This window comes from Colwellia sp. PAMC 21821 (assembly GCF_002077175.1).
Lineage (GTDB): Bacteria > Pseudomonadota > Gammaproteobacteria > Enterobacterales > Alteromonadaceae > Cognaticolwellia.
The window spans coordinates 86,551-105,913 of the sequence record NZ_CP014943.1; the positions used below are offsets into that span (position 1 = coordinate 86,551).

Sequence of the window (19,363 nt, forward strand, 5' to 3'; positions counted from 1 at the left end):
ACTGGCTCATCATTTATTGCATATATTAGGTATTAATTACTGACCTTAAAGCGACCCACTAAGTTTGTTAAATCTTTTGATACAACAAGTAAGTCATTCGACCCATTGGCCAATGTATCAGCCGTATCAACAATACCTTTTGCCGATTGATTAATGCCACTAATATTATCATTGATCAAGTCTGATGAACTACGTTGTTGATCAGCGGCGTGAGTAATACGTGAAATATTTTCCTTCACTTGTCCAACCAAAGAGCTTATTTCGTTAAACGATTGATTCGCTTGTTCAATTTTTTCGATAGTCTGTGTCGATTGTTCGACATTCACGCCCATTTGTTGAGAAACAACACGTGTTTTATCCAGTAAGTTCATCAATACCGTATCAATTTCTTCGGTAGCGCTTCTTGAGCGTTGTGCTAATGTTCTTACTTCATCTGCAACTACTGCAAAGCCTCGCCCTTGCTCACCAGCTCTTGCTGCTTCAATCGCCGCATTAAGTGCTAACAGGTTAGTTTGCTCAGCTATACTCCTAATTACATCTAATATTTTTGTAATATTCTCGCTTTCCATTTCGAGTGACTTCATCGATTGAGATGATTCACTTAACGATTGATTCAATGAACTCACTTCACTTACCGTCACCGAAATTAATGCAGTTCCCTTTTTTGAATACTCTTCAGTTTTCATAATAGTCATTGAACTTTCTTGGCAATCGCTTGAAGTTTGATGCGCTATATCTGTCATGGTCGCAATCAGGCTATTCACATTATCTATAGATTGTTCTTGTTGATAGCTGACAGCTTTTACATCAGCAATTTGTATACCCGATTCATTAGCCGCCACATTTAATGTCGATGCACAGGCTTTAATATCAACAACAAGCTGATGAATTGAGTCTAAGAATTGATTAAACCATTGAGCTAACTCACTGACTTCGTCTTGACCAATAATATCTAGTCGCTTAGTTAAATTACCCTCGCCTTGCGCAATATCACGCAAACCTTGTGCAACACGGTTTATCGGCTGAACAATACGGTTGGCTAACCAAAATCCTATGGCAATAAATAATGTCACCATAATTAAGGCAATCATGGCAATGGTCATACTCATACGGTATGCGGGCGCTAAAATTTCATCGCTATGAATAACACCAACAAAACGCCACTTTAATGCTTTGGAGTAATAACTCGCAACATCAACATTTTGACCTAAATGCTCTGTAGAAAAATGATCTTGATTTGGCGTATTTTGTAATATAGAAAATAATGGTGATGAAAGGTCTTTAATATTTTTGAAGTTATTCTCTGGTGTTTTTGCATCTGCCAATACGGTTCCTGAATCATCAATAAGCATGAGATAACCGCTTTCACCTAGTTTTGTATTACTCAATATATCGGTTAAGGTTGAAAGGGTAACATCTAGCCCTTGCACACCTACGATGTCGCCTTGCTTATTCTTAACCACTAACGCAGAAGTTACTACCGGTTTTCCGATGACATCCTGATATGCTTCAGTAAGAATTGCAGTGTCAGGAGAGGCTAGTGCTTGTTTATACCAAGGACGTTCTCTTGGATCATAACCTCCAAGTTCTTCTAACGGATATTGAACAAAACCACCTTCTTTAGTGCCTGTGTACACATACAGTAAATCAGGGTGCGATGTACCAAAGTCTTCATAAAGATTATATAAATCTAATTCTTCGACAGAGTCATTTTCCGGCACCATCATGTGATCAGCGCCAATATAGCTATGAGTATTATTAGGAAGTTGAGCTGTTAGCTTATTTTCAGCTAAAAATTTTACGTTAGCTTTTATTTGTTGAAAGAACAGTTGAAAGCCGTTGTCTACTTGTCTTAACTCATCTTGAGTGCGCTCAACAAAACTTGTCGAAGATTTAGAGATCGTCATTGATATGCTGACAATCGCAATAGCAATAATAGGTACAATAACTGTAGCTGCAAAACTGAACGTTAGTTTAGAGCGAATATTCATAGTAAATCGTTAAATAGTTGTAAATGTAGCCATAATATAACTGAGAGTGACGCTGAGACCAAGGCCTTTTCGGGCGTTTATTATTTTCATATATTACGACATATTCGTTAATGTCGTTAATGTTGGTAATGTGGTATTAGTTTTCTTTACAACCACTTACGCTAATCATTGGACTTTTCAAAGTGATGCTATTAGCACTTTATCAGTTTAAGACTCCAAACCACGAGAGATCTTTTTTAAGCATATAAACCTTTATTCAAAGGGTCTTAGCGCCAAACGTTACATTGATAAATGTTCGAATTACAGGTCGACATGCTAACAATAAATAAGGTTTCTCTGTAAGTTTATTTGTTTTACAGACTTAGCCATTATCTATCAGATTTTTATTACTTTAGGACGATAAAGGAAACCAAGAACGCCACCGAAAAGACTTTTATACATTGCCTCTATCTCTTCTTTGCTGATATTGCCACCTAGTATCAGCATTTCAAGTCGCTCTTCTGGCTCTTTGACCATATATCCTGAAGAACTGAAGCCATTTTTTTCATAAAACGCTTTTCGCTTTAACCGCTGCTGATAGTTTTTTGACTCTTCTATAAGCTCTTCAATATTAAGTACAATTCTGTGTTTAGAATATATCTCTTTCATGGCGTCTACTACTTTGCTGCCATAACCCGTTGAACGCTGAGATGGAGATATTGCAAAAAAATGAACAAAAATAATATCTTTATACTTAGTGATATAGAGTAAACCAATCCAAGTATCATTTTCATAAAGCACACTAAAACCTGTCTTGCCTTTTCTCATCATGCACTTAAGTATCCATGATGGTACACGTCGAACTGTCGTGAATGCTTCTTTATAGAGCGCTATTACATTTGAATAGTTAACGTCATATTTGGTAAGCGGACTAAATTTTATGCTCATATCTATTACTCATAACCGTTATTTCGTGAATATTTAACGGGTCATCTAAAAATTAAAAAACCAGTTAACGAATTAACTGGTTTTTTATTTCATACGTAGCCAACATCACCAGCAGCATTCTTGGGTGATGCCGAAATTTAATCACAAAGCGTTATTTATCAGCTCGGCCCATAAATTTACGCTCTTCTGTATTGATTTTAATTTTATCGCCGATTGAAATATGCTCTGGCACTTGCACCGTTAAGCCTGTTGACAAAATAGCGGGCTTAGTTCGAGCGGTAGCTGAACCACCTTTAATTGACGGGTCAGTTTCAGTGATCACTAATTCAACACTTGACGGTAAATCAATAGCAACAGGTACACCGTCAACAATTATCACTTGTAAACCTTGCGTCTCTTCATTAATGAATAATTTTTCATCCGCAACTGAAGACTCATTCAAATTGTATGGCGTGTAGTCTTCGTTATCCATGAAGACATATTCTTCGCCGTCAATATAAGAAAACATTGCTGGGCGTCGTGTTAAGTCTGCAAAATTGAGCATATCGTCAGCTTTAAACGTTTCATCAACTTTACCACCAGTCACTACATCGTACATACGCATTCTGTATAAACTGCCACCAGCACGACCTTGCGGTACTGAACGTTCAATATCTCTAATAATCATTACTTTACCGTTATATTCTATCGCGGCATTCTTTTTTATATCACTAGCTTTTGGCATGAAAAACCATCCTAAATTAATTTATGAAAGAAAAATAACATGTATTACTTAATATGCAAGATAATATCGCTTAAATCCTTTGGTTAAAGCGTTATTAAATAGTTTAATGCGCCAGTAATAACAGCTACTTGAGCAAGAATACAAGTTTCATCATCAGCGCTTGGGCTATCTGGATACACTTCAGTCGTTGTAACATATGGTGCTTCAGTCAAGCCCATGCATAAGCCTAATTCACGAGCTGCATAGTTAATCACGCCAACTTGCGCTAAAGGCACGCCGATTAATTTATCGTCATTATCAGCAGGAGCAATATGAGTGATTTTTTCAACTGCAGCTATAATCGCTTTTTGAAACGAGGCTTGGGGTTTAGCGCTATCACCTACCAAATAAAAACCGTCAGGTATATTCCAGCTTTTCTGTTCAATAGCATCTCTGGCGGCAAGTGCTGGCCTAAACTCACTATTATCGGAATCGGTGGTTTCGTGTAGATCAATATGTGCCATAAACTCAAGTCCAAGTGTTTTCATAAACTGCATAACAGCTAAAGACTCTTGTGCTGGACTATTCTCATAAAATGAGCGGTTAGGGTCGATACATAGTGGATTCCAACGATTAATGGTTTCATAACCCCACGGACTAATACAGGGTAAAACAATAAAGTTAAACGCTTCTTGAAAGGGCTGAGCAGCTGTTTGCAGAAAACGAATAGCGCCCTGAACGCCACTAGTTTCATAACCGTGTACACCACCCGTAATTAAAATAGTGGGCTTATCTTCTAGCCAGTTTAGGGATTTTAAAGCGTACAGTGGATAATTTTCGGCGTCGTAGAGTAAGCTACCGTACTGCTCAATAATAAAATGCTCATTTAAACTATCTAATTTAGTGACAACTTCGTCAAAGTAACTACGTTTTTTTTGTTGTTGTTGAAACCATATTTCCTTATCACCATCAGTCCATTTCTTTCCCAATTCGCCAATAGGGTATGCTGCTTCTGTATTCATATAGTTACCTAATAAGTTTTATTACTACGTTTTAAACGGTTATAAATTATATTATACCAAATTCATTAATTAGTTGGTCTACTTTATACGCAGAAAAATAGCCAAATATAAGGTATTTATGTTAATAGCTCGTTTTCAAAACAAGTGACTTCTGCATGACCAAGTAAGCTGTATTGTGCCTTAAAACAATTATGTTGAAATAGTGAGAGAAATTGGCAAAGACGACATTGGCCACAAATAAAAGCGATATTATTGACTATAGTCGTTTTCACTGAAGCCTGTAATGCTCTATATTTAAACTCATTATGTAGATATAAAAATGCAAACAACTCAAGGTTAAGCCTTTGTCTGATATCTTTATCCAATTAATTGATGATATTCATCAATGTACCCTTTGTCAGGATTTTTTACCACAAGGGGTAAATCCAGTATTGCAAATATCGCCATCAGCTAAGGTACTTATTGCGGGCCAAGCACCGGGACTCAAAGCACATCAATCAAGCATACCTTTTGATGATAAAAGCGGCGAACGACTTAGGCAGTGGTTAGGCGTTGACGCTACGCTTTTTTACAATGCTGATATTTTTGCCATTTTACCCATGGCATTTTGTTATCCTGGAAAAGCAACGTCTGGAGACTTAGCCCCGCGGTCTGAATGCGCGTTAAAATGGCGTGATAAATTACTCCAACAATTACCCCACCTAAAGTTAATTGTTGCCATTGGCCGTTATGCTCAACATTGGCACTTGCCCGATAATAATGAGAAAACCTTAACAGCAACAGTTAAAAATTGGCAAAAATATTATCGTAGTACTCGCCCCGCTATTATACCAATACCGCACCCAAGCCCACGAAATAATATTTGGCTAAAGCGAAACCCTTGGTTTGAAGATAAGGTTGTGCCTGAATTACAAACTTATATTAAAGCGCTTATCATCAATACTGAATACTGATAAATAAAGCATCGAGGGAAAAAGCATTGAATACTGGTCGATATTAACCGTAAAACTATCTTTTTGTTAAAATAATTTAGTTTGAAGTGGCTGTTTTATGCTAATTTAAAGTATCACAAGATAGCTGAAATGAGGACGGCATTTATAATGCCAGAAAACTTGCAAACCACCGAGATATATACCGTTGAGGTTCAGTGCTACGAATGTGCATTGACTGTAAAATTACCCCTATTAAAAGAGAATCAAAAAGCACAATGCCCCCGTTGCGGCTATACCTTGAGTGCAATTCATCGCAATGCTAATGAAAGAATTGTCGCTTTCGCCATTACTGCATTAATATTTTTAATAGCGTCATTACCGTTTAAATTTTTATCATTCAGTGCTAATGGTTTAGAAAATCATTTTGACGCCATTACGAGTTTTTTTGTTTTAATAGACAATAATTATCAACTTTTAGCACTGATAGAATTTCTTACTATTTTTGCCATTCCCACTGTTGTTTTATTGTCAGTTATTTATTTACTTATCCCGATGAATAAAGGTCTATATCCCAAGCACGGCCGAAAAGTATTAGCGATGGTTTTTAAATTATTGCCTTGGAGCATGGTAGAAATATTTCTTATCGGCGCGTTGGTTAGTTTAATTAAAATTATTTCAATGGCGGAAATTGAGCTAGGGTTATCTTTTTATGCTTTCATTTTATTTGCGCTTTCAATGACAATAGTGATATTGCATATTGATAAACGTGAACTTTACCAATTATTAGCTAAAGTTGAAAAGGCACATAAAATAGAAATACAACAAAGCCAGTCTAAAGTCGCTCAAGAAAACCCAACAACACACGCACTGAGTGTGCAAAAGACCTGGGCACTGCTTCTTACCGCGGTGATATTATACATACCAGCGAATACATTCCCGATCATGACAACACACTTTTTGGGTCAAAACGATCCTAGCACCATTATTGGGGGAGTTATTTTGCTCTGGAAAGGTGGCTCTTATCCAATTGCTGCGATAGTGTTTTTTGCCAGTGTTGTTATACCCGTAGCTAAAATATTAGTGCTGGCTTGGTTAAATTATAGTGTTCAAAAACAAAGCCATAGATTAAGCTTACAGAGAGTTAAATTGTATCGTATAGCTGAATTCGTTGGTCGTTGGTCAATGATCGATGTTTTTGTCGTTATTATTCTTGCGAGTTTAATTCAGCTTGGACCGACTATGAGCATTACACCAGGTGCTGCTACGTTAGCATTTTCAGGCTTAGTTATTGTCACTATGTTAGCGGCCATGAGTTTTGAACCTCAATTGATTTGGAATGATAGAAAAAAATATGAATGATACACAAACACCAGACGCGAAAATAAAGCCAATTAAAACCGTATCTACCATCTGGTTTATTCCTGTTATCGCGGTCTTAATTGGCTGCTGGATGATTTATTATCAATGGAGTAATGAAGGCTCCACGATTACCATCAACTTTCCTACCGCAGAAGGTATGGAAGCAGGAAAAACCAAAATTAAGTCACGTAATGTAGATATCGGTGAAGTGAGTAAAATTGAACTCAATAAAACCGGTAATGGTGTAGTCGTAAAAGCAAAAATAAAAAAGTCAGCAGAAGAGTTCTTAGTCACTGACAGTATGTTTTGGGTAGTTTCACCACAAATATCACATGCTGGTATTTCGGGACTAAGTACATTAATTTCAGGCGTTTATATTGAAATATCACCAGGAAAAAGTAACATAGAGCGTCATTTATTTGATGCTTTAGACTCCCCTCCACTAACACCAGCTGGCACCCCTGGCCTACACATTACCTTGAATAGCAATGACCAATTTGCTTACAAGAAAGGAGATCCAATCATTTATAAAGGCTTAACTGTCGGGCAATTTGAAGATATCTATTTCAATTTTGAAGAGCGTGTTGTTTATTATAATGCCTTTATTAAATCGCCTTATCATCAACTTATAACCAGTAATACCAAATTTTGGGATGTTAGTGGTCTACAGTTCGATTTAAACGCTGATGGTATTTCGGTTAAAACAGGTAATTTTGAGACCATGTTAACCAACGGGGTAACGTTCGGTATACCCAAAGGCATGCCTATTGGTGAGAAAATAGGCGAACGCTCGTATTATGATATTTACGCAAGTTATGAGGAAGCTGACGATGAAAGATATCGCCGATCAATCGAGTTTGTAATACTGGTTAATGACTCTATTAGAGGCCTGTCAGTTGGCGCTCCGGTCGAATATAAAGGAATACAAATAGGCAAAGTACAATCAACTAATTTAATACGCTCACGTGAGCAAACACAGTTAACCGAGGAAGATTTTAAAATCCCTGTACTCATCAGCTTACAGCCTGGTCGAATTGGCCTACCTGACAATGAAAAAGGCGAAAACCTGATGATGGAGCAAAACATTTATTGGATTGAAAAGGGCTTAAAAGCGGTATTACGAACAGGAAATATCTTAACTGGCAGCCTATACGTTGATCTACAGCATAATAAAGGACAACCGGTCACTGAAATCGCAAAATATGGTGATTACCCTATCGTACCCACCAATGGTGATGAGTTTTCACAAATCACAGCAAAAGCTGAGCAATTTATAGATAACTTAAATAACATCCCGCTCAAGAGTATGAGTAATAATGCCAATCAATTAATGCTCGAAATAACTCAAACCGCACAAGAACTCCAAGGAGTCGGTCAAAGTATTGAGAAACTACTAGGACAAGTTGATCAACAAAAAATCAGCAGTGAACTGAGTAAAACCTTGCAAGGTATTACCACATTAACTAAAGACTTATCATCAGGCTCCCAAGGTTATGAAGAACTGCGCAGCACATTACATACGCTAACCGCGACCATGAACGAATTAAAACCTCTGCTTAATCAGCTAAAACACCAACCTAATAGCTTAATATTTAATAGTGGTGAAGGTTCAGAGCCAATACCAACAAAAACAAATGGAGCACAATAATGAAAACGATTTTAATAGCATCTATTGTGTCAATTATACTGCTCACTGCTTGTAGCGCTAATACCCCGAAAAAAACACAATATTATTTACTAAATAGTCCAACGAGCACTAACAGTGCAGCTGTTCATAATAAAAATAGTCAAAACATTGCCATTACCCTGATAGAACTACCTGATTACTTAAAGCAGCCAAGTTTGGTTTTACAACTTTCTAGTCATCAACTGCACTACTCGCACTTTCATATGTGGGCCGAGCCTCTTCAGAGCAGTTTTCTAGAAGCTTTAAGGCAAGATTTAAATCATATAAATAGTCGCTTACATTACTTTGTCACTGCGGCGTCAAGCCCAGAGGCATCATCTGATGTCGTATTCGTTAAAATAAATGCATTTCATGCCACTCATCAGTCTCAAGCTATACTTACCGGAACTTATTGGCTGCAAGGTAAAGACTTTACAGGCGAAATAGCTGAGCATAACTTTAATTTAACAGTAGCGCTAAACCAAGATGGCTATGAGCACGCAGTAGAGCAAATGCGAAAAAGCATTAGTCAATTGGCTCAAAAAATAGTAAATACCCTCGCAATTGACGAAAAATCAAACGGAAGTTAATTATGACACCTGGTGTTAAGCAATTACAAAAATTAGCTATAGCGTATAAGCTACATCAATATCAGCATGATGTTAATTGTAAATCATACGGACTTGAAGCAGCTGAGAAATTAAACGTCAGCGCTGAAACTGTTTTTAAAACCTTAGTTGTTGAAGTTGATAATAGTTTTTTAGCGGTTGCTATAGTCCCAGTGATAAAGCAACTCAGTTTGAAAAAGTTAGCGAAAGCGCTTCACGCTAAAAAAATTAAAATGGCTGATGCCAATAAAGTACAAAACTCTACTGGCTATGTACTAGGTGGGGTTAGTCCACTAGGGCAAAAAAAAGCTTTAGTCACCGTACTAGATAAAAGTGCTGTAGCGTTAAATACCATTTTTGTTAGTGGAGGAAAGCGCGGTTTAGAAATAGAGTTAACGCCAGAAAATCTTGTGCTATCGCTACAAGCCACTTATGCAAATATTACCAGCGAATAAGCTAAGTTTAATCACGTAACCTTAAGAGTTAAGAGTTGATGCCAATAAATTTTATTTTTTTCATCTTTGTTTACTTATTTTCGACAACTAGTATGGCAAATCAAGCATTTAAGGTCGTGTTGGGCTTGTCTAAACCCCCGTATGTTATTGAAAAAGGCCAAACAGGATTTGAATTAGAGTTAATTCAGCAACTATTAGCCGCGATGGGCAAAGCGCCTGAATTTATTTTCATCCCTTATGGTCGTTCAGAGAAAATGCTCGCATTACCAGATATTGATGCTGTAATGACTGTGAATGAGAAAATATTTCCAAATAGTCACCACCTCAGCAAAAGTTACATTAGCTATGAAAATGTGGCTATTTCCATGAAAAAAAATGCAATATCACTCAATAGTGTTGCTGAATTAGCCAATTATTCCATTGCTGCATTCCAATTAGCCCACAAAGCATTAGGACAAGAATTTTCCACAGCAGTTACTAATAGCTCGACTTATATTCAAGTGGCCGATCAAGAAAAACAGGTCGAGTTGTTGCTACTAGGTCGTGTCGATATCGTCATAATGGACACTAAAATATTTTTACACTTTTTCAATAAACTTAATAAACAGAATCAACAGAATAAAACGCTAAAACAAAGTGATATTCAAATTCACCATATTTTTCCGTTAAGCCCGTATCAAGTCGCATTTAAAAGTAGTAAAGACGTCGAGTTATTTAACAACGCTTTAATTGCCTTTAAAAAAAGCAATAAATATCAAAATCTCGTTGAAAAATATAACTTTTAGTTATTGGGCACTAATATCACTTTGCCATCACTTTTATGTTGCGCGTAGTGATCTAATGCATCGGGAAAATCATCAAAGCCCACACTGGCATAAATATCGGTCTTAAAAACGCCTTGAGCAAACAGTTTTTGTACTTTAGAGCTAAGTGCTAATACTTGAAATACAGAGGCATCACCAATGTGTTTTGCCAACCAAAAACCTTCTATTCTAATATCACGAAATATAACATCAGCCACACTAAACAAACCGCCGAGCGCATCATGCGTTTCAGTCAAACGACCATAAACTATGGCTGTAGAGCTATTAGGCATCGCTTTTAAAGTTCTAGGGGTATCCTTGGCTGCAACAGCATCTAATAAAACTTTAGCATTAAGTTTTTTCGCCCAATGTTTTAATGATTCATCAAAATTTTCATGTGACGTTAATAATACACAATCGGCACCTAAAGCTTTCAAAACTTCAACATTCGCTTCACTGCGCACAGTCGCTATAGTTTTAATACCTTTAAGCTTAGCGTAACGGATAGCCCCCTTACCTACTTGGCTTGCACCAGCATTAATGACTATGGCTTTACTGCCAAGAGCTATAGCCCGCTCTACTAAGCAAACCGATGTACAAGGGTTAACGATAATCGTGGCCGCTTGGTCATCACTTAATTCTTTTCGAACCGGTAAACAAAAATTTATTTTTGTAATAGCATATTCAGCCCATACGCCATCAATACCGGGTTGTGCTGATAGCGCAACACGCTTGCCCTTTAACCATCTACCGTAAAGTCCGGCATTGGCTTCGACTACAATGCCACAACCTTCAAACCCAGCAAAGGCACCATCTTGTGCTGCTAGACCATATTTCCCTAACAAATACATTAAGTCGGAGGGATTAACAGGTGTAGCCAACATTTTAACTAATACTTGCCCAGGCTTAAGCTCAGGTAATGTTTTTTCAATGGGCTTTATTCTTTGCGAAGGTTTTAGCTCATGTTCATCACTTAGTACTAAAGCGAAACCTTTAACAGTTTTCATCATCTTGTCAGTCAACGTTAATTCCTCTTATTTTCATGATACAAACAGCATACCTGAGAAAAGCTAACGGACAAAAGACTTATGCATACAATTGAAACAGCTTGAAAACTGCACAACGATTAAATGGCGGGTGGTGGTATATAGCTAAATATCTGGCCGTTTCTCTGGGGAATACTCCCTATTTAAAGTAATCGTTACTTACATAAAAGTGTTAACTGATAACTTATTAGTGTTACATCTTATTCGTGTTAGATATTAATTGTGTTACTGAAGTTATTAAGATCTATCCTGCAAGGGTAACAACCGCCAATCACCGTTATATAAATTAAATCCACTTTGTTTAGTAAAGCCAATTAATGTTAAATCGAAACGTTTAGCGGCTAAAATGGCTAACTCTGACGGGGCACCAACCGCTATCAAAACAGCGACACCGGCCATGACTGTTTTTTGCACAATTTCAAAGCTAATACGGCCACTGACCAATACACAGCATTGTGAATGACTAATATTTCGCACAGCTAAACTAGCACCAAATAACTTATCTAGCGCATTATGACGGCCTATATCTTCTTTTATATCAATTAATTGGCCTAATTCATCGAATAATGCTGCTGCGTGCGATCCACCCGTTTGTACAAATTGTGATTGTGCCCTGCGCATTAGATCTGGCATCGCGCAGACTTTATTGAATGACAACCAATGTTTACTTTGATTCAAACTGGGTGGGTTTTTCATTTCCAAAGACTTTAATGAAGTAGTACCGCATAAACCACAACTGCTATAAGTCACTTGATAACGTTCAAGTGACTTAATATCAGGAATAACGCCTTTAGCGAGCTTAACTTCCCATTGATTATCACTGGCCTTGTCATTAGAAGGTTCAGTTTCATGGTCGTCAATTTCTGGTAAGACACTTTCAAGCTGATGGTAGTGCTCAATAACCGCTTCAGACTGCATTAATCCTATAATAAGCGCCTCATCATCGCCAGGCGTGCGCATAGTAATTGAAAACACTTGGCTTTGACGTTCAGTGCTGTCTTGTGCTTGCCACAACAATCGTATTTGTAGAGGTTGTTCAATAATAACGTGATCAAGCTCCAACACTCGGCCATTAGCGATATATCGAAATTTTCTCAGCTCTGTTGTCGCATCGTTCACGTCTTCAAACTGTTTTATAGATGTTTTAATGCTCATAGCTAAAAAGCCTTCATTGGAAATATTATATGACTACTAACTCGGGTTTACAGTTAACCATAATTTGAATTTGGAATAGCCAAAATTGCAGTATAACTTATTGAGTTAACTTACTTTAGCAGCGTAATTTGTTAGTAGTTTGCCTATTTGGGCTTTTGGGGTTCTGGTCAGACGTTTGATTAAGCTAAAAGGTATGCTCTCTAAACCATAACGCTCGCTAATATCATTTAACATAATTAACCACAATTCAGCGGTCATTTCTGCATCAAATAACGCTCGGTGAAAACTGCCATCGGCGGCAATATTTTTGTAATTAATTAACGTTCCTAACTTATGATTTGGAGCATCTTGATAAATGCGTCGCGAGACCAATAACGAACAAGTAAATTCGCCTAGAACCTGACGACCCAAACGTGAAAACTCGGCGGATAAAAAACGAGAATCAAAAGAGGCATTGTGTGCTAGTAAATTACTTTCGCCAATAAAGTCAGCAAAATCAGTCATAACGTTTGCACAAGGTGATGCAACAGCCAGCATTCTATTGCTAATACCCGTATAGTTTTCAATAAAGCTATTGATACGTTTACCAGGATTCATCAACGCTTGAAATCTGTCCGTGACAAGACCATTTTCAAGTTTAACTGCACCAATTTCAATGGCACGGTCACCTTGATCAGGCGATAAACCTGTGGTTTCAAAATCGAGAACTACTATCGAGTTAGCTAACACTAACGATTCCTTTATGGTTAATACGAATTAAGAGAAGGTAATTTAATAAATGAAATTATCTCATAATTTATTCATGTAAACATCATCAACGCGGCACAAAAGTGCAATATCAATGTTTTGATATATTATATGAACTAAATGATAGGTAAGGCAGTCAGAGTGGTTGTTGATATTTAAAAAAACAATTACATCGCCCATTGAGGTAGACAATCTACTTGAAAAATATAGCTTTTTAATTATCCTCCTTTGTTGACTAAAATTAATTTTTACCTTTAATTTTAAAATAGTAAACCAAAAACTATTTATATACGTATAAACATTCATAACTCACTGGCTGGACATTAATTTATATGTTTTCATTATTTAAGAAAAGCTCAACTAAAATATTAAATAAAAGTTATGAAGAGAAGCTTGAAAAAGCCATTTATGCACAGAGAAATGGTGATCTAAGTGCCTTTTCAATACTTACTGAAGAAGCATTGAATATTAGAAAAAAAATACAAGCGTTAGAAAACTCTTCAAAAGCATAAACATTAGCAATTTTAGTTAGACCCATAAACATCCTTTATACATAATCAACATTACAGAGTGTTGCTAGTTACTTTATCACTTCATTATTCTATTTACGATTTATGTAAATTCACGGCAACAGCCGCAAGAAATTTACTTGATTTTAAAAACAAAATTAATTAATTTTATATTACGGTAATAATAAAAAAGTAAATTTAAAGCTATGTAGTACCATTAAGTTAATTAATTAGCTGCTCATTTTTAATGGTTAAAATGTATAACGACGACGTTATAAAATTTATAAGTAGTATAACTACTGACTACATTTTATGCTTTGTCATTAGCTATTTTTCCCCATAAAAAAGTTGCTTACATAATTAATAAAATAGGTATAACCATTATTTTTACAAGTATAGGTGTTTTCAAACTAAGATAACGCTTAAGGCATTAAAAGGACGTAAAGATGGAACCCATTAATATTTTGGTTACGCAACTTCGCGATATAGCACGAGGTGCTATTGAAGTTATGCCGCAATTATTGATTGCATTCGTCATAATATTGTTAACTTACGCTTTCGCTAAATTAGCAAAAAATATAGCACAGCGTATTCTTAAAAAAACAAAATTACGTAAGAGCTTAATCAATTTACTGATTTTATTTTCTTCGATAGCCATTTGGATTATTGGTATCATGATTGCCGCTATTATAGCTTTCCCAGGACTAACGCCAACTAAAATGCTTGCCGGGTTAGGTATAGGCTCTGTTGCTATTGGCTTTGCTTTTAAAGACATTTTTGAAAACTTTTTAGCCGGAATTATCATTTTAATTCGTAAAGAAATGCGCATTAATGACTTTATTGCTTGTGAGGGTTATGAAGGTACCGTTGAATCAATACTCGTACGTGAAACGCATATTCGCCAACCCGATGGTGAATTAGTCATACTGCCTAATAGTATATTATTTAAGAACCCACTCACGATAAGAACAGATCTTGACCAGCGTAGAACTACCATTGTGTGTGGCGTAGGCTATGGGGAAAATGTAGACGAGGCGAGAGCTGTTATAAAACAAGCGGTAACCAATTGTAAAACGGTTATTAGTGATTCTCGACCTGTACAAATATTTGCTAACGAGTTCGCAGACTCATCAATAAACTTTGAAGTGACTTGGTGGACAGGCTCTAAGCCCCTAGACATTAGAGAGTCGCGAGATGAAGTAGTAGCGGCAGTAAAATCTGCACTTGATAAATCTGGTATCGAAATACCTTTCCCTTATCGTACCCTTACTTTTAATCAACCGATTAGTGTTAACACAGATAAACAGCAAGATGAAACAGCTGAATAATTAACCTTGTTAATATAAAATCAACGATATTACTTTAGTATAAACAAGTCTTATGCTGAAGTAATATCATTCATGTAAAGCTGAAATTAGCTCACCATCCAAGAATAACCCTGACTTTTATACACTGTAGACATCGTGATTAAATCAGCTACTAGCTGCTATTTCTAACGCTTTTATTTCAACCGCTATTTCTTCAGCTTCAGCAGTGATCATGGCATAGCCTTTAATATCACCATTTCTTTGAGCATGCATAGCGAGCTCAAGTTTGGCTTCATAGCGTTTATTTAATTTTTTTAATGGGTCTGACTTAAATATTGAAAACATATAATAAATGACTGTTGAGTAAGTTAATGCCGATTATACGATGTAAAAGGTATTTTGGATTTTTTATTTATTAGACTTTTTAAACAAACAAAAAATTAGCACTATGCTTAGTCGATAAAAAATCGTATCTTTATTGATGACTCATGACGAAAGGCAAAATATACAGTTAATTCACCTATTGCTTCAAAAACACATGTTAATTTATTCAAATTGAAGAAATATTTAGCCCTGTTGATATAATATAAAACTAACTATTAAAGAAAAAATCTATATGTTACAAATACTCATCCTTTGCACATTACTCATTCTCATGTTTACGCTATTACCATTATGGCGACACCCACATTGGTTTATCAGAGGTATGGACTTCCCGCGTTTGCAATTTATGATATTTGCCGCTGCGTTATTAATTGCCCAATTGCTTTTGTTAGATCGAGAATCAATAGTCGCACAAACATTAATTTTAGCCACTACTGCATGTTTAATATGGCAATTATGGTGGATACTACCTTTTACCTTTTTATGGCGTAAAGAGGTAGCAACATCAAAGGATAGCAGCGCTGAAAAGCAACTGAGCATATTAACCTCGAATGTATTCACCCCTAATCGTAACGCTAAAGCCTTAATCGATTTAGTTAAACAGCATAAGCCAGACGTATTAGTTACTCTGGAGTCAGACCAGTGGTGGCAAGACCAGCTTAACGTTATTGAAGCTGATATGCCTTACAGCATTAAATGCCCGCTCGACAACCTTTATGGCATGCATGTTTATTCAAGGCTACCGCTAGACGAGCAGGAGTTATGTTACTTAGTGGAGCAAGATGTGCCATCGATACATGTGTGCTTAACATTACGAACCGGCGATAAAGTGCGTGCTCATTTTCTTCACCCAGCGCCACCTAGCCCTACAGAAAATCCTGAATCGGCTGAGCGTGATGCAGAATTAATTATGGTGGCTAAAAGCGTTGCAACAAGTAAGCAACCGGTGATTGTAACTGGCGATCTAAATGACGTTGCTTGGTCTGCAACCACTCGATTGTTCCGCAAAATTAGTGGTTTGTTAGACCCTCGTGTCGGCCGTGGCGCGTTTAACACTTTTCACGTAGATTACCCAATAGCCCGTTGGCCATTAGATCATTTATTTCACAGCTCGCATTTTACACTACGAGATATTAAACGCTTACCGTCTATTGATTCAGATCATTTTCCTTTACTCACTAGATTGGTATTTACTTCCCCACACGGAAGTGACCAGGAAGGTATAAAAGCCGAAGCCGAAGAAAAAAAATGGTCTGAAGAGATCACACATGAAAAACAAGTCAGTAAAAAAGATGTACCAACGCCTGCGGAATAGAATGAAGTACTTAAAACCTAGCAACTTTGTATACAATAATTCTAGCTATATCAATTAAACTTGAAATATCAGTAGATTGATCTAAGTTAAAAGGTAATACCAATTTGATTAATTAATTAACTTGGTTTACATAGATAGTAATTTCTTATTCTTAAGCGAATATGATGTTATACAACAAGGAGTGTTAAAAAACATGGATGCTAAAATTAACTTTTCTTCGTATTCTTTAGATGAACTTTATGCTTGCGCTGAGTCTATTGATCGAGATTTATATCCTGAAAGAGCAAAAGAAATAGCTGAGATAATTCGTCAGAAAGAATCTGAAAGTCCTGAAGAAATTAATAAAACAAAACAATCTGGAGATAAAGCATCAAAATTTGATCGCTTGATTGCCGCATTTATTGATTTAGCAATTGCTCTTATCTCATTAATTCCTATAGTTTATTATGTCGGGTTTGATGCCTTCCAAGAACCAACCCTAACTTTCATTGCCGCTGTGTTTTTCTATGGCTTATTAACTACATTAATTTTGCATGGTTACCTTTTGTATTATTATGGACAAACCATAGGCAAACATTATATGTCTATTCGAATTGAGAACTTAGATGGTAGCAAAGCGACTTTATCGACTATTTACCTCAAACGCATGCTGCCAATGCAATTAATTGGGTTTGTACCCTCGGTAGGCCAATTTATTTCAGGCATCGTAAACCCATTATTTATTTTTGGTAAGCAAAGACGTTGCTTACATGACTATGTAGCCAAAACAAAAGTGAGCTACACCGATACCTAACAACTATGCTAAAGAATAAAAAGCCAAGTATTGACGCTTTACTTACTTTTTGAGGGTATTTTAAGCGTTACACTATTTTTAAAAGGAGTTTCTAAATGAGAAAAGAATTCGAATTCACAGTCAAAGATCATAACGTTAAAATTGTTAATACATGGGCACGTGGTATAAAGCTCTATATCGACGGTGATTGTAGAGATCAAGACACTAGTTTTTTTGCTAATGGTAGAACAGCACTTCTCTCTGCCAAGCTTGGTGAATTAGGTATTCTAGAAGTTTTCCCAAAATCAGCGTTAATATCTGTGGAAATAGAAGTGTTTCTAATCAAAGGTAATGAAAAGCAGCGTGTCTATAGTTCACAAAAACGATTAAACCTAACAGAGCAAAGATTGGCGAAATAAATCAAATTTAATAAAAAATGGCTTAGTACCACGTCTAAGCCATTTTTAAAATCACATCTGCTTATCAATACGCACAGTACCGTTGGCGAGATAAATCATGCGAATATCATCCTTTTGTTGAAATAGCATACGGTGATCTAAGTCTTGTATCACCATATATTCATCGCCATTTTCAACTTTGATCATTAGCTCAACGAGCAATAACGTTTTTTCATGATATTCAGGGTTTCTATCATGCGCTATTGACCCACCAATAATTGCGCCTAATATAGTGGCTACACCTCGGCCACTGCCGCTACCAAATTGATTGCCTATCGCGCCACCAATCAACGCACCGCCGAAGGTTTTCCAGCCAGCATTTTTATCTTGTATCAACTCCTGTTCCGTAATATTACGTACAGACATTACTTGACCAAACAACACTTTTTCAACTGGGACCGCTTTATTTCGCTCATAATCAGCTTTAGCAAAGGGGATTAGTGCCAACCAACAAATTAACGTTATATAGATTGTCTTCATTTTGCCCACCTATTTTTGATAAACAACATACTTAATAAAAAATATTTGATAAAAGTAGCTAGCTAATTTTTAATGGTATTATCAATTATCTATCAAGCTTTAAACTTACCAACCCACCGATTCTTTCGCTTTAGTTTTACGAATTTCAGTTTCGTCTGCCCATTCAACTAAACCACTTTCCAGGTCCATTAAACGCAGGGTAAATTTGTAATAAACGTCTGTCTTATCTTGATTACTTTTTACGATACTCGATAAGTTGCCATATAACATATATTGCGCGCCGATTTGGCGACCAAACTGAGTGGCTTTACTTGGGTCAACCATACCGCCGTCATGTTGAAATTTAAGTTGTTCACGTGCTGCTTCTACTCGGCCCATATCAACAAAACGGAACTTGCCAGAACGTAATAGCTTGGTAGAAATAGAGTCAGTAATTGACTCAGTATCAATATGCTCACTGGTTTTATTTTTTAGGCGTTCTACAAACATTACCGGGCGTGTGTTTTGCGTTAATGTGCCAACAACGGGTGATAATAATAACGAGTCGGTCATTTGGGCTGCGACTTTTTGTAAATCGGTTGAACCAAAGTTAATATCCGTTGTTTCTACCGCGGTGGCATCTCCATAACGAACGACGGATTTATTAGCACAACCCGCGGCTAATACTAGGGTTAAGCCGAGTGTTGTTACCAGTGCTAATTTATTCATAATGCTTTTCCTTAAC

21 protein-coding genes are annotated in these 19,363 nt (G+C 36.6%); 11 read left to right on the forward strand and 10 right to left on the reverse strand.

From position 1 onward, the window contains the following. Positions 1 to 32: 32 nt before the first annotated feature. The 4 genes from A3Q33_RS00325 to A3Q33_RS00340 all read right to left on the reverse strand — a co-directional run bounded on the left by A3Q33_RS00325 (position 33) and on the right by A3Q33_RS00340 (position 4,643). Entirely contained in the window at positions 33 to 1,991 is a 1,959-nt protein-coding gene (locus A3Q33_RS00325) for a methyl-accepting chemotaxis protein (protein WP_081177893.1), read from the reverse strand. Positions 1,992 to 2,366: 375 nt separating this feature from the next. Then, a complete protein-coding gene (locus tag A3Q33_RS00330) occupies positions 2,367 to 2,918 on the reverse strand; it encodes a GNAT family N-acetyltransferase (RefSeq protein WP_081177894.1) in 552 nt (183 codons plus the stop codon). Between the two features lie 151 nt (positions 2,919 to 3,069). Next, on the reverse strand, positions 3,070 to 3,642 hold the full coding sequence (gene efpL, locus A3Q33_RS00335; RefSeq protein ID WP_081177895.1) for an elongation factor P-like protein EfpL: 573 nt from the start codon (positions 3,640 to 3,642) through the stop codon (positions 3,070 to 3,072). Positions 3,643 to 3,725: 83 nt separating this feature from the next. Then, positions 3,726 to 4,643, reverse strand: a complete 918-nt coding sequence (locus A3Q33_RS00340; protein ID WP_081177896.1) for a M14 family metallopeptidase — start codon at positions 4,641 to 4,643, stop codon at positions 3,726 to 3,728. Between the two features lie 353 nt (positions 4,644 to 4,996). Here A3Q33_RS00340 and A3Q33_RS00345 point away from each other — a divergent pair, with 353 nt between their 5' ends. The 6 genes from A3Q33_RS00345 to A3Q33_RS00370 all read left to right on the forward strand — a co-directional run bounded on the left by A3Q33_RS00345 (position 4,997) and on the right by A3Q33_RS00370 (position 10,448). Then, positions 4,997 to 5,596: a uracil-DNA glycosylase family protein gene (locus tag A3Q33_RS00345; RefSeq protein WP_081182120.1), complete on the forward strand. Its 600-nt coding sequence runs from the start codon at positions 4,997 to 4,999 to the stop codon at positions 5,594 to 5,596. Positions 5,597 to 5,743: 147 nt separating this feature from the next. Next, positions 5,744 to 6,934, forward strand: coding sequence for a paraquat-inducible protein A (locus A3Q33_RS00350; RefSeq protein WP_081177897.1), 1,191 nt, complete (start codon positions 5,744 to 5,746; stop codon positions 6,932 to 6,934). Continuing rightward, a complete protein-coding gene (gene pqiB / locus A3Q33_RS00355; RefSeq protein ID WP_081182123.1) occupies positions 6,927 to 8,582 on the forward strand; it encodes an intermembrane transport protein PqiB in 1,656 nt (551 codons plus the stop codon). Before A3Q33_RS00350 ends, pqiB begins: the two co-directional genes overlap by 8 nt. Continuing rightward, complete coding sequence (locus A3Q33_RS00360; RefSeq protein ID WP_081177898.1) at positions 8,582 to 9,190, forward strand: PqiC family protein; 609 nt, start codon at positions 8,582 to 8,584, stop codon at positions 9,188 to 9,190. The genes pqiB and A3Q33_RS00360 overlap by 1 nt, the downstream gene beginning before the upstream one ends. A gap of 2 nt (positions 9,191 to 9,192) precedes the next feature. Next, positions 9,193 to 9,663: a Cys-tRNA(Pro) deacylase gene (ybaK, locus tag A3Q33_RS00365; protein ID WP_081177899.1), complete on the forward strand. Its 471-nt coding sequence runs from the start codon at positions 9,193 to 9,195 to the stop codon at positions 9,661 to 9,663. Between the two features lie 125 nt (positions 9,664 to 9,788). Further along, positions 9,789 to 10,448, forward strand: a complete 660-nt coding sequence (locus A3Q33_RS00370) for a substrate-binding periplasmic protein (RefSeq protein ID WP_196798023.1) — start codon at positions 9,789 to 9,791, stop codon at positions 10,446 to 10,448. On the opposite strand, the gene A3Q33_RS00375 is transcribed toward A3Q33_RS00370, so the two are convergent. The 3 genes from A3Q33_RS00375 to A3Q33_RS00385 all read right to left on the reverse strand — a co-directional run bounded on the left by A3Q33_RS00375 (position 10,445) and on the right by A3Q33_RS00385 (position 13,396). Further along, the gene (locus A3Q33_RS00375; protein ID WP_155866666.1) at positions 10,445 to 11,488 is read right to left on the reverse strand and encodes a zinc-binding dehydrogenase; all 1,044 of its coding nucleotides are present in this window, start codon (positions 11,486 to 11,488) and stop codon (positions 10,445 to 10,447) included. The two genes, A3Q33_RS00370 and A3Q33_RS00375, sit on opposite strands and share 4 nt — an antisense overlap. Before the next feature lie 261 nt (positions 11,489 to 11,749). Beyond that, the gene (locus tag A3Q33_RS00380) at positions 11,750 to 12,667 is read right to left on the reverse strand and encodes a formate dehydrogenase accessory sulfurtransferase FdhD (protein ID WP_081177902.1); all 918 of its coding nucleotides are present in this window, start codon (positions 12,665 to 12,667) and stop codon (positions 11,750 to 11,752) included. 105 nt (positions 12,668 to 12,772) lie between these two features. After that, positions 12,773 to 13,396: a 3'-5' exonuclease gene (locus A3Q33_RS00385; protein ID WP_081177903.1), complete on the reverse strand. Its 624-nt coding sequence runs from the start codon at positions 13,394 to 13,396 to the stop codon at positions 12,773 to 12,775. Between the two features lie 350 nt (positions 13,397 to 13,746). Between A3Q33_RS00385 and A3Q33_RS00390 the strand changes: the two genes are divergently transcribed. Beyond that, a complete protein-coding gene (locus tag A3Q33_RS00390) occupies positions 13,747 to 13,926 on the forward strand; it encodes a DUF6435 family protein (RefSeq protein ID WP_081177904.1) in 180 nt (59 codons plus the stop codon). A 443-nt stretch (positions 13,927 to 14,369) separates the two neighbouring features. Further along, entirely contained in the window at positions 14,370 to 15,251 is an 882-nt protein-coding gene (locus tag A3Q33_RS00395; RefSeq protein WP_081177905.1) for a mechanosensitive ion channel family protein, read from the forward strand. A gap of 144 nt (positions 15,252 to 15,395) precedes the next feature. Here the strand turns inward: A3Q33_RS00395 and A3Q33_RS00400 are convergent, their stop codons facing one another. Next, positions 15,396 to 15,575 (reverse strand): DUF6435 family protein, encoded by a 180-nt coding sequence (locus tag A3Q33_RS00400; protein WP_081177906.1) that lies wholly within the window; start codon positions 15,573 to 15,575, stop codon positions 15,396 to 15,398. Between the two features lie 271 nt (positions 15,576 to 15,846). Here A3Q33_RS00400 and A3Q33_RS00405 point away from each other — a divergent pair, with 271 nt between their 5' ends. The 3 genes from A3Q33_RS00405 (at position 15,847) to A3Q33_RS00415 (ending at position 18,120) form a co-directional block, all read left to right on the forward strand. Next, positions 15,847 to 16,929: an endonuclease/exonuclease/phosphatase family protein gene (locus A3Q33_RS00405; protein WP_081177907.1), complete on the forward strand. Its 1,083-nt coding sequence runs from the start codon at positions 15,847 to 15,849 to the stop codon at positions 16,927 to 16,929. Between the two features lie 193 nt (positions 16,930 to 17,122). Further along, positions 17,123 to 17,722, forward strand: a complete 600-nt coding sequence (locus A3Q33_RS00410; protein WP_081177908.1) for an RDD family protein — start codon at positions 17,123 to 17,125, stop codon at positions 17,720 to 17,722. A 95-nt stretch (positions 17,723 to 17,817) separates the two neighbouring features. Then, positions 17,818 to 18,120: a hypothetical protein gene (locus A3Q33_RS00415; RefSeq protein WP_081177909.1), complete on the forward strand. Its 303-nt coding sequence runs from the start codon at positions 17,818 to 17,820 to the stop codon at positions 18,118 to 18,120. A 51-nt stretch (positions 18,121 to 18,171) separates the two neighbouring features. On the opposite strand, the gene A3Q33_RS00420 is transcribed toward A3Q33_RS00415, so the two are convergent. Continuing rightward, entirely contained in the window at positions 18,172 to 18,639 is a 468-nt protein-coding gene (locus A3Q33_RS00420) for an outer membrane lipoprotein (RefSeq protein ID WP_081177910.1), read from the reverse strand. Between the two features lie 105 nt (positions 18,640 to 18,744). Then, positions 18,745 to 19,347, reverse strand: a complete 603-nt coding sequence (lpoB, locus tag A3Q33_RS00425) for a penicillin-binding protein activator LpoB (protein ID WP_081177911.1) — start codon at positions 19,345 to 19,347, stop codon at positions 18,745 to 18,747. Positions 19,348 to 19,363 lie beyond the last annotated feature (16 nt).

Coding starts and splice junctions, on each gene's coding strand:
- ybaK (WP_081177899.1), top strand. CDS start 9,193: ATGACACCTGGTGTTAAGCAATTACAAAAATTAGCTATAGCGTATAAG.
- A3Q33_RS00390 (WP_081177904.1), top strand. CDS start 13,747: ATGTTTTCATTATTTAAGAAAAGCTCAACTAAAATATTAAATAAAAGT.
- A3Q33_RS00415 (WP_081177909.1), top strand. CDS start 17,818: ATGAGAAAAGAATTCGAATTCACAGTCAAAGATCATAACGTTAAAATT.
- A3Q33_RS00395 (WP_081177905.1), top strand. CDS start 14,370: ATGGAACCCATTAATATTTTGGTTACGCAACTTCGCGATATAGCACGA.
- A3Q33_RS00410 (WP_081177908.1), top strand. CDS start 17,123: ATGGATGCTAAAATTAACTTTTCTTCGTATTCTTTAGATGAACTTTAT.
- A3Q33_RS00350 (WP_081177897.1), top strand. CDS start 5,744: ATGCCAGAAAACTTGCAAACCACCGAGATATATACCGTTGAGGTTCAG.
- pqiB (WP_081182123.1), top strand. CDS start 6,927: ATGAATGATACACAAACACCAGACGCGAAAATAAAGCCAATTAAAACC.
- A3Q33_RS00420 (WP_081177910.1), bottom strand. CDS start 18,639: ATGAAGACAATCTATATAACGTTAATTTGTTGGTTGGCACTAATCCCC.
- A3Q33_RS00360 (WP_081177898.1), top strand. CDS start 8,582: ATGAAAACGATTTTAATAGCATCTATTGTGTCAATTATACTGCTCACT.
- A3Q33_RS00380 (WP_081177902.1), bottom strand. CDS start 12,667: ATGAGCATTAAAACATCTATAAAACAGTTTGAAGACGTGAACGATGCG.
- A3Q33_RS00400 (WP_081177906.1), bottom strand. CDS start 15,575: ATGTTTTCAATATTTAAGTCAGACCCATTAAAAAAATTAAATAAACGC.
- A3Q33_RS00330 (WP_081177894.1), bottom strand. CDS start 2,918: ATGAGCATAAAATTTAGTCCGCTTACCAAATATGACGTTAACTATTCA.
- A3Q33_RS00340 (WP_081177896.1), bottom strand. CDS start 4,643: ATGAATACAGAAGCAGCATACCCTATTGGCGAATTGGGAAAGAAATGG.
- lpoB (WP_081177911.1), bottom strand. CDS start 19,347: ATGAATAAATTAGCACTGGTAACAACACTCGGCTTAACCCTAGTATTA.
- A3Q33_RS00405 (WP_081177907.1), top strand. CDS start 15,847: ATGTTACAAATACTCATCCTTTGCACATTACTCATTCTCATGTTTACG.
- A3Q33_RS00325 (WP_081177893.1), bottom strand. CDS start 1,991: ATGAATATTCGCTCTAAACTAACGTTCAGTTTTGCAGCTACAGTTATT.
- efpL (WP_081177895.1), bottom strand. CDS start 3,642: ATGCCAAAAGCTAGTGATATAAAAAAGAATGCCGCGATAGAATATAAC.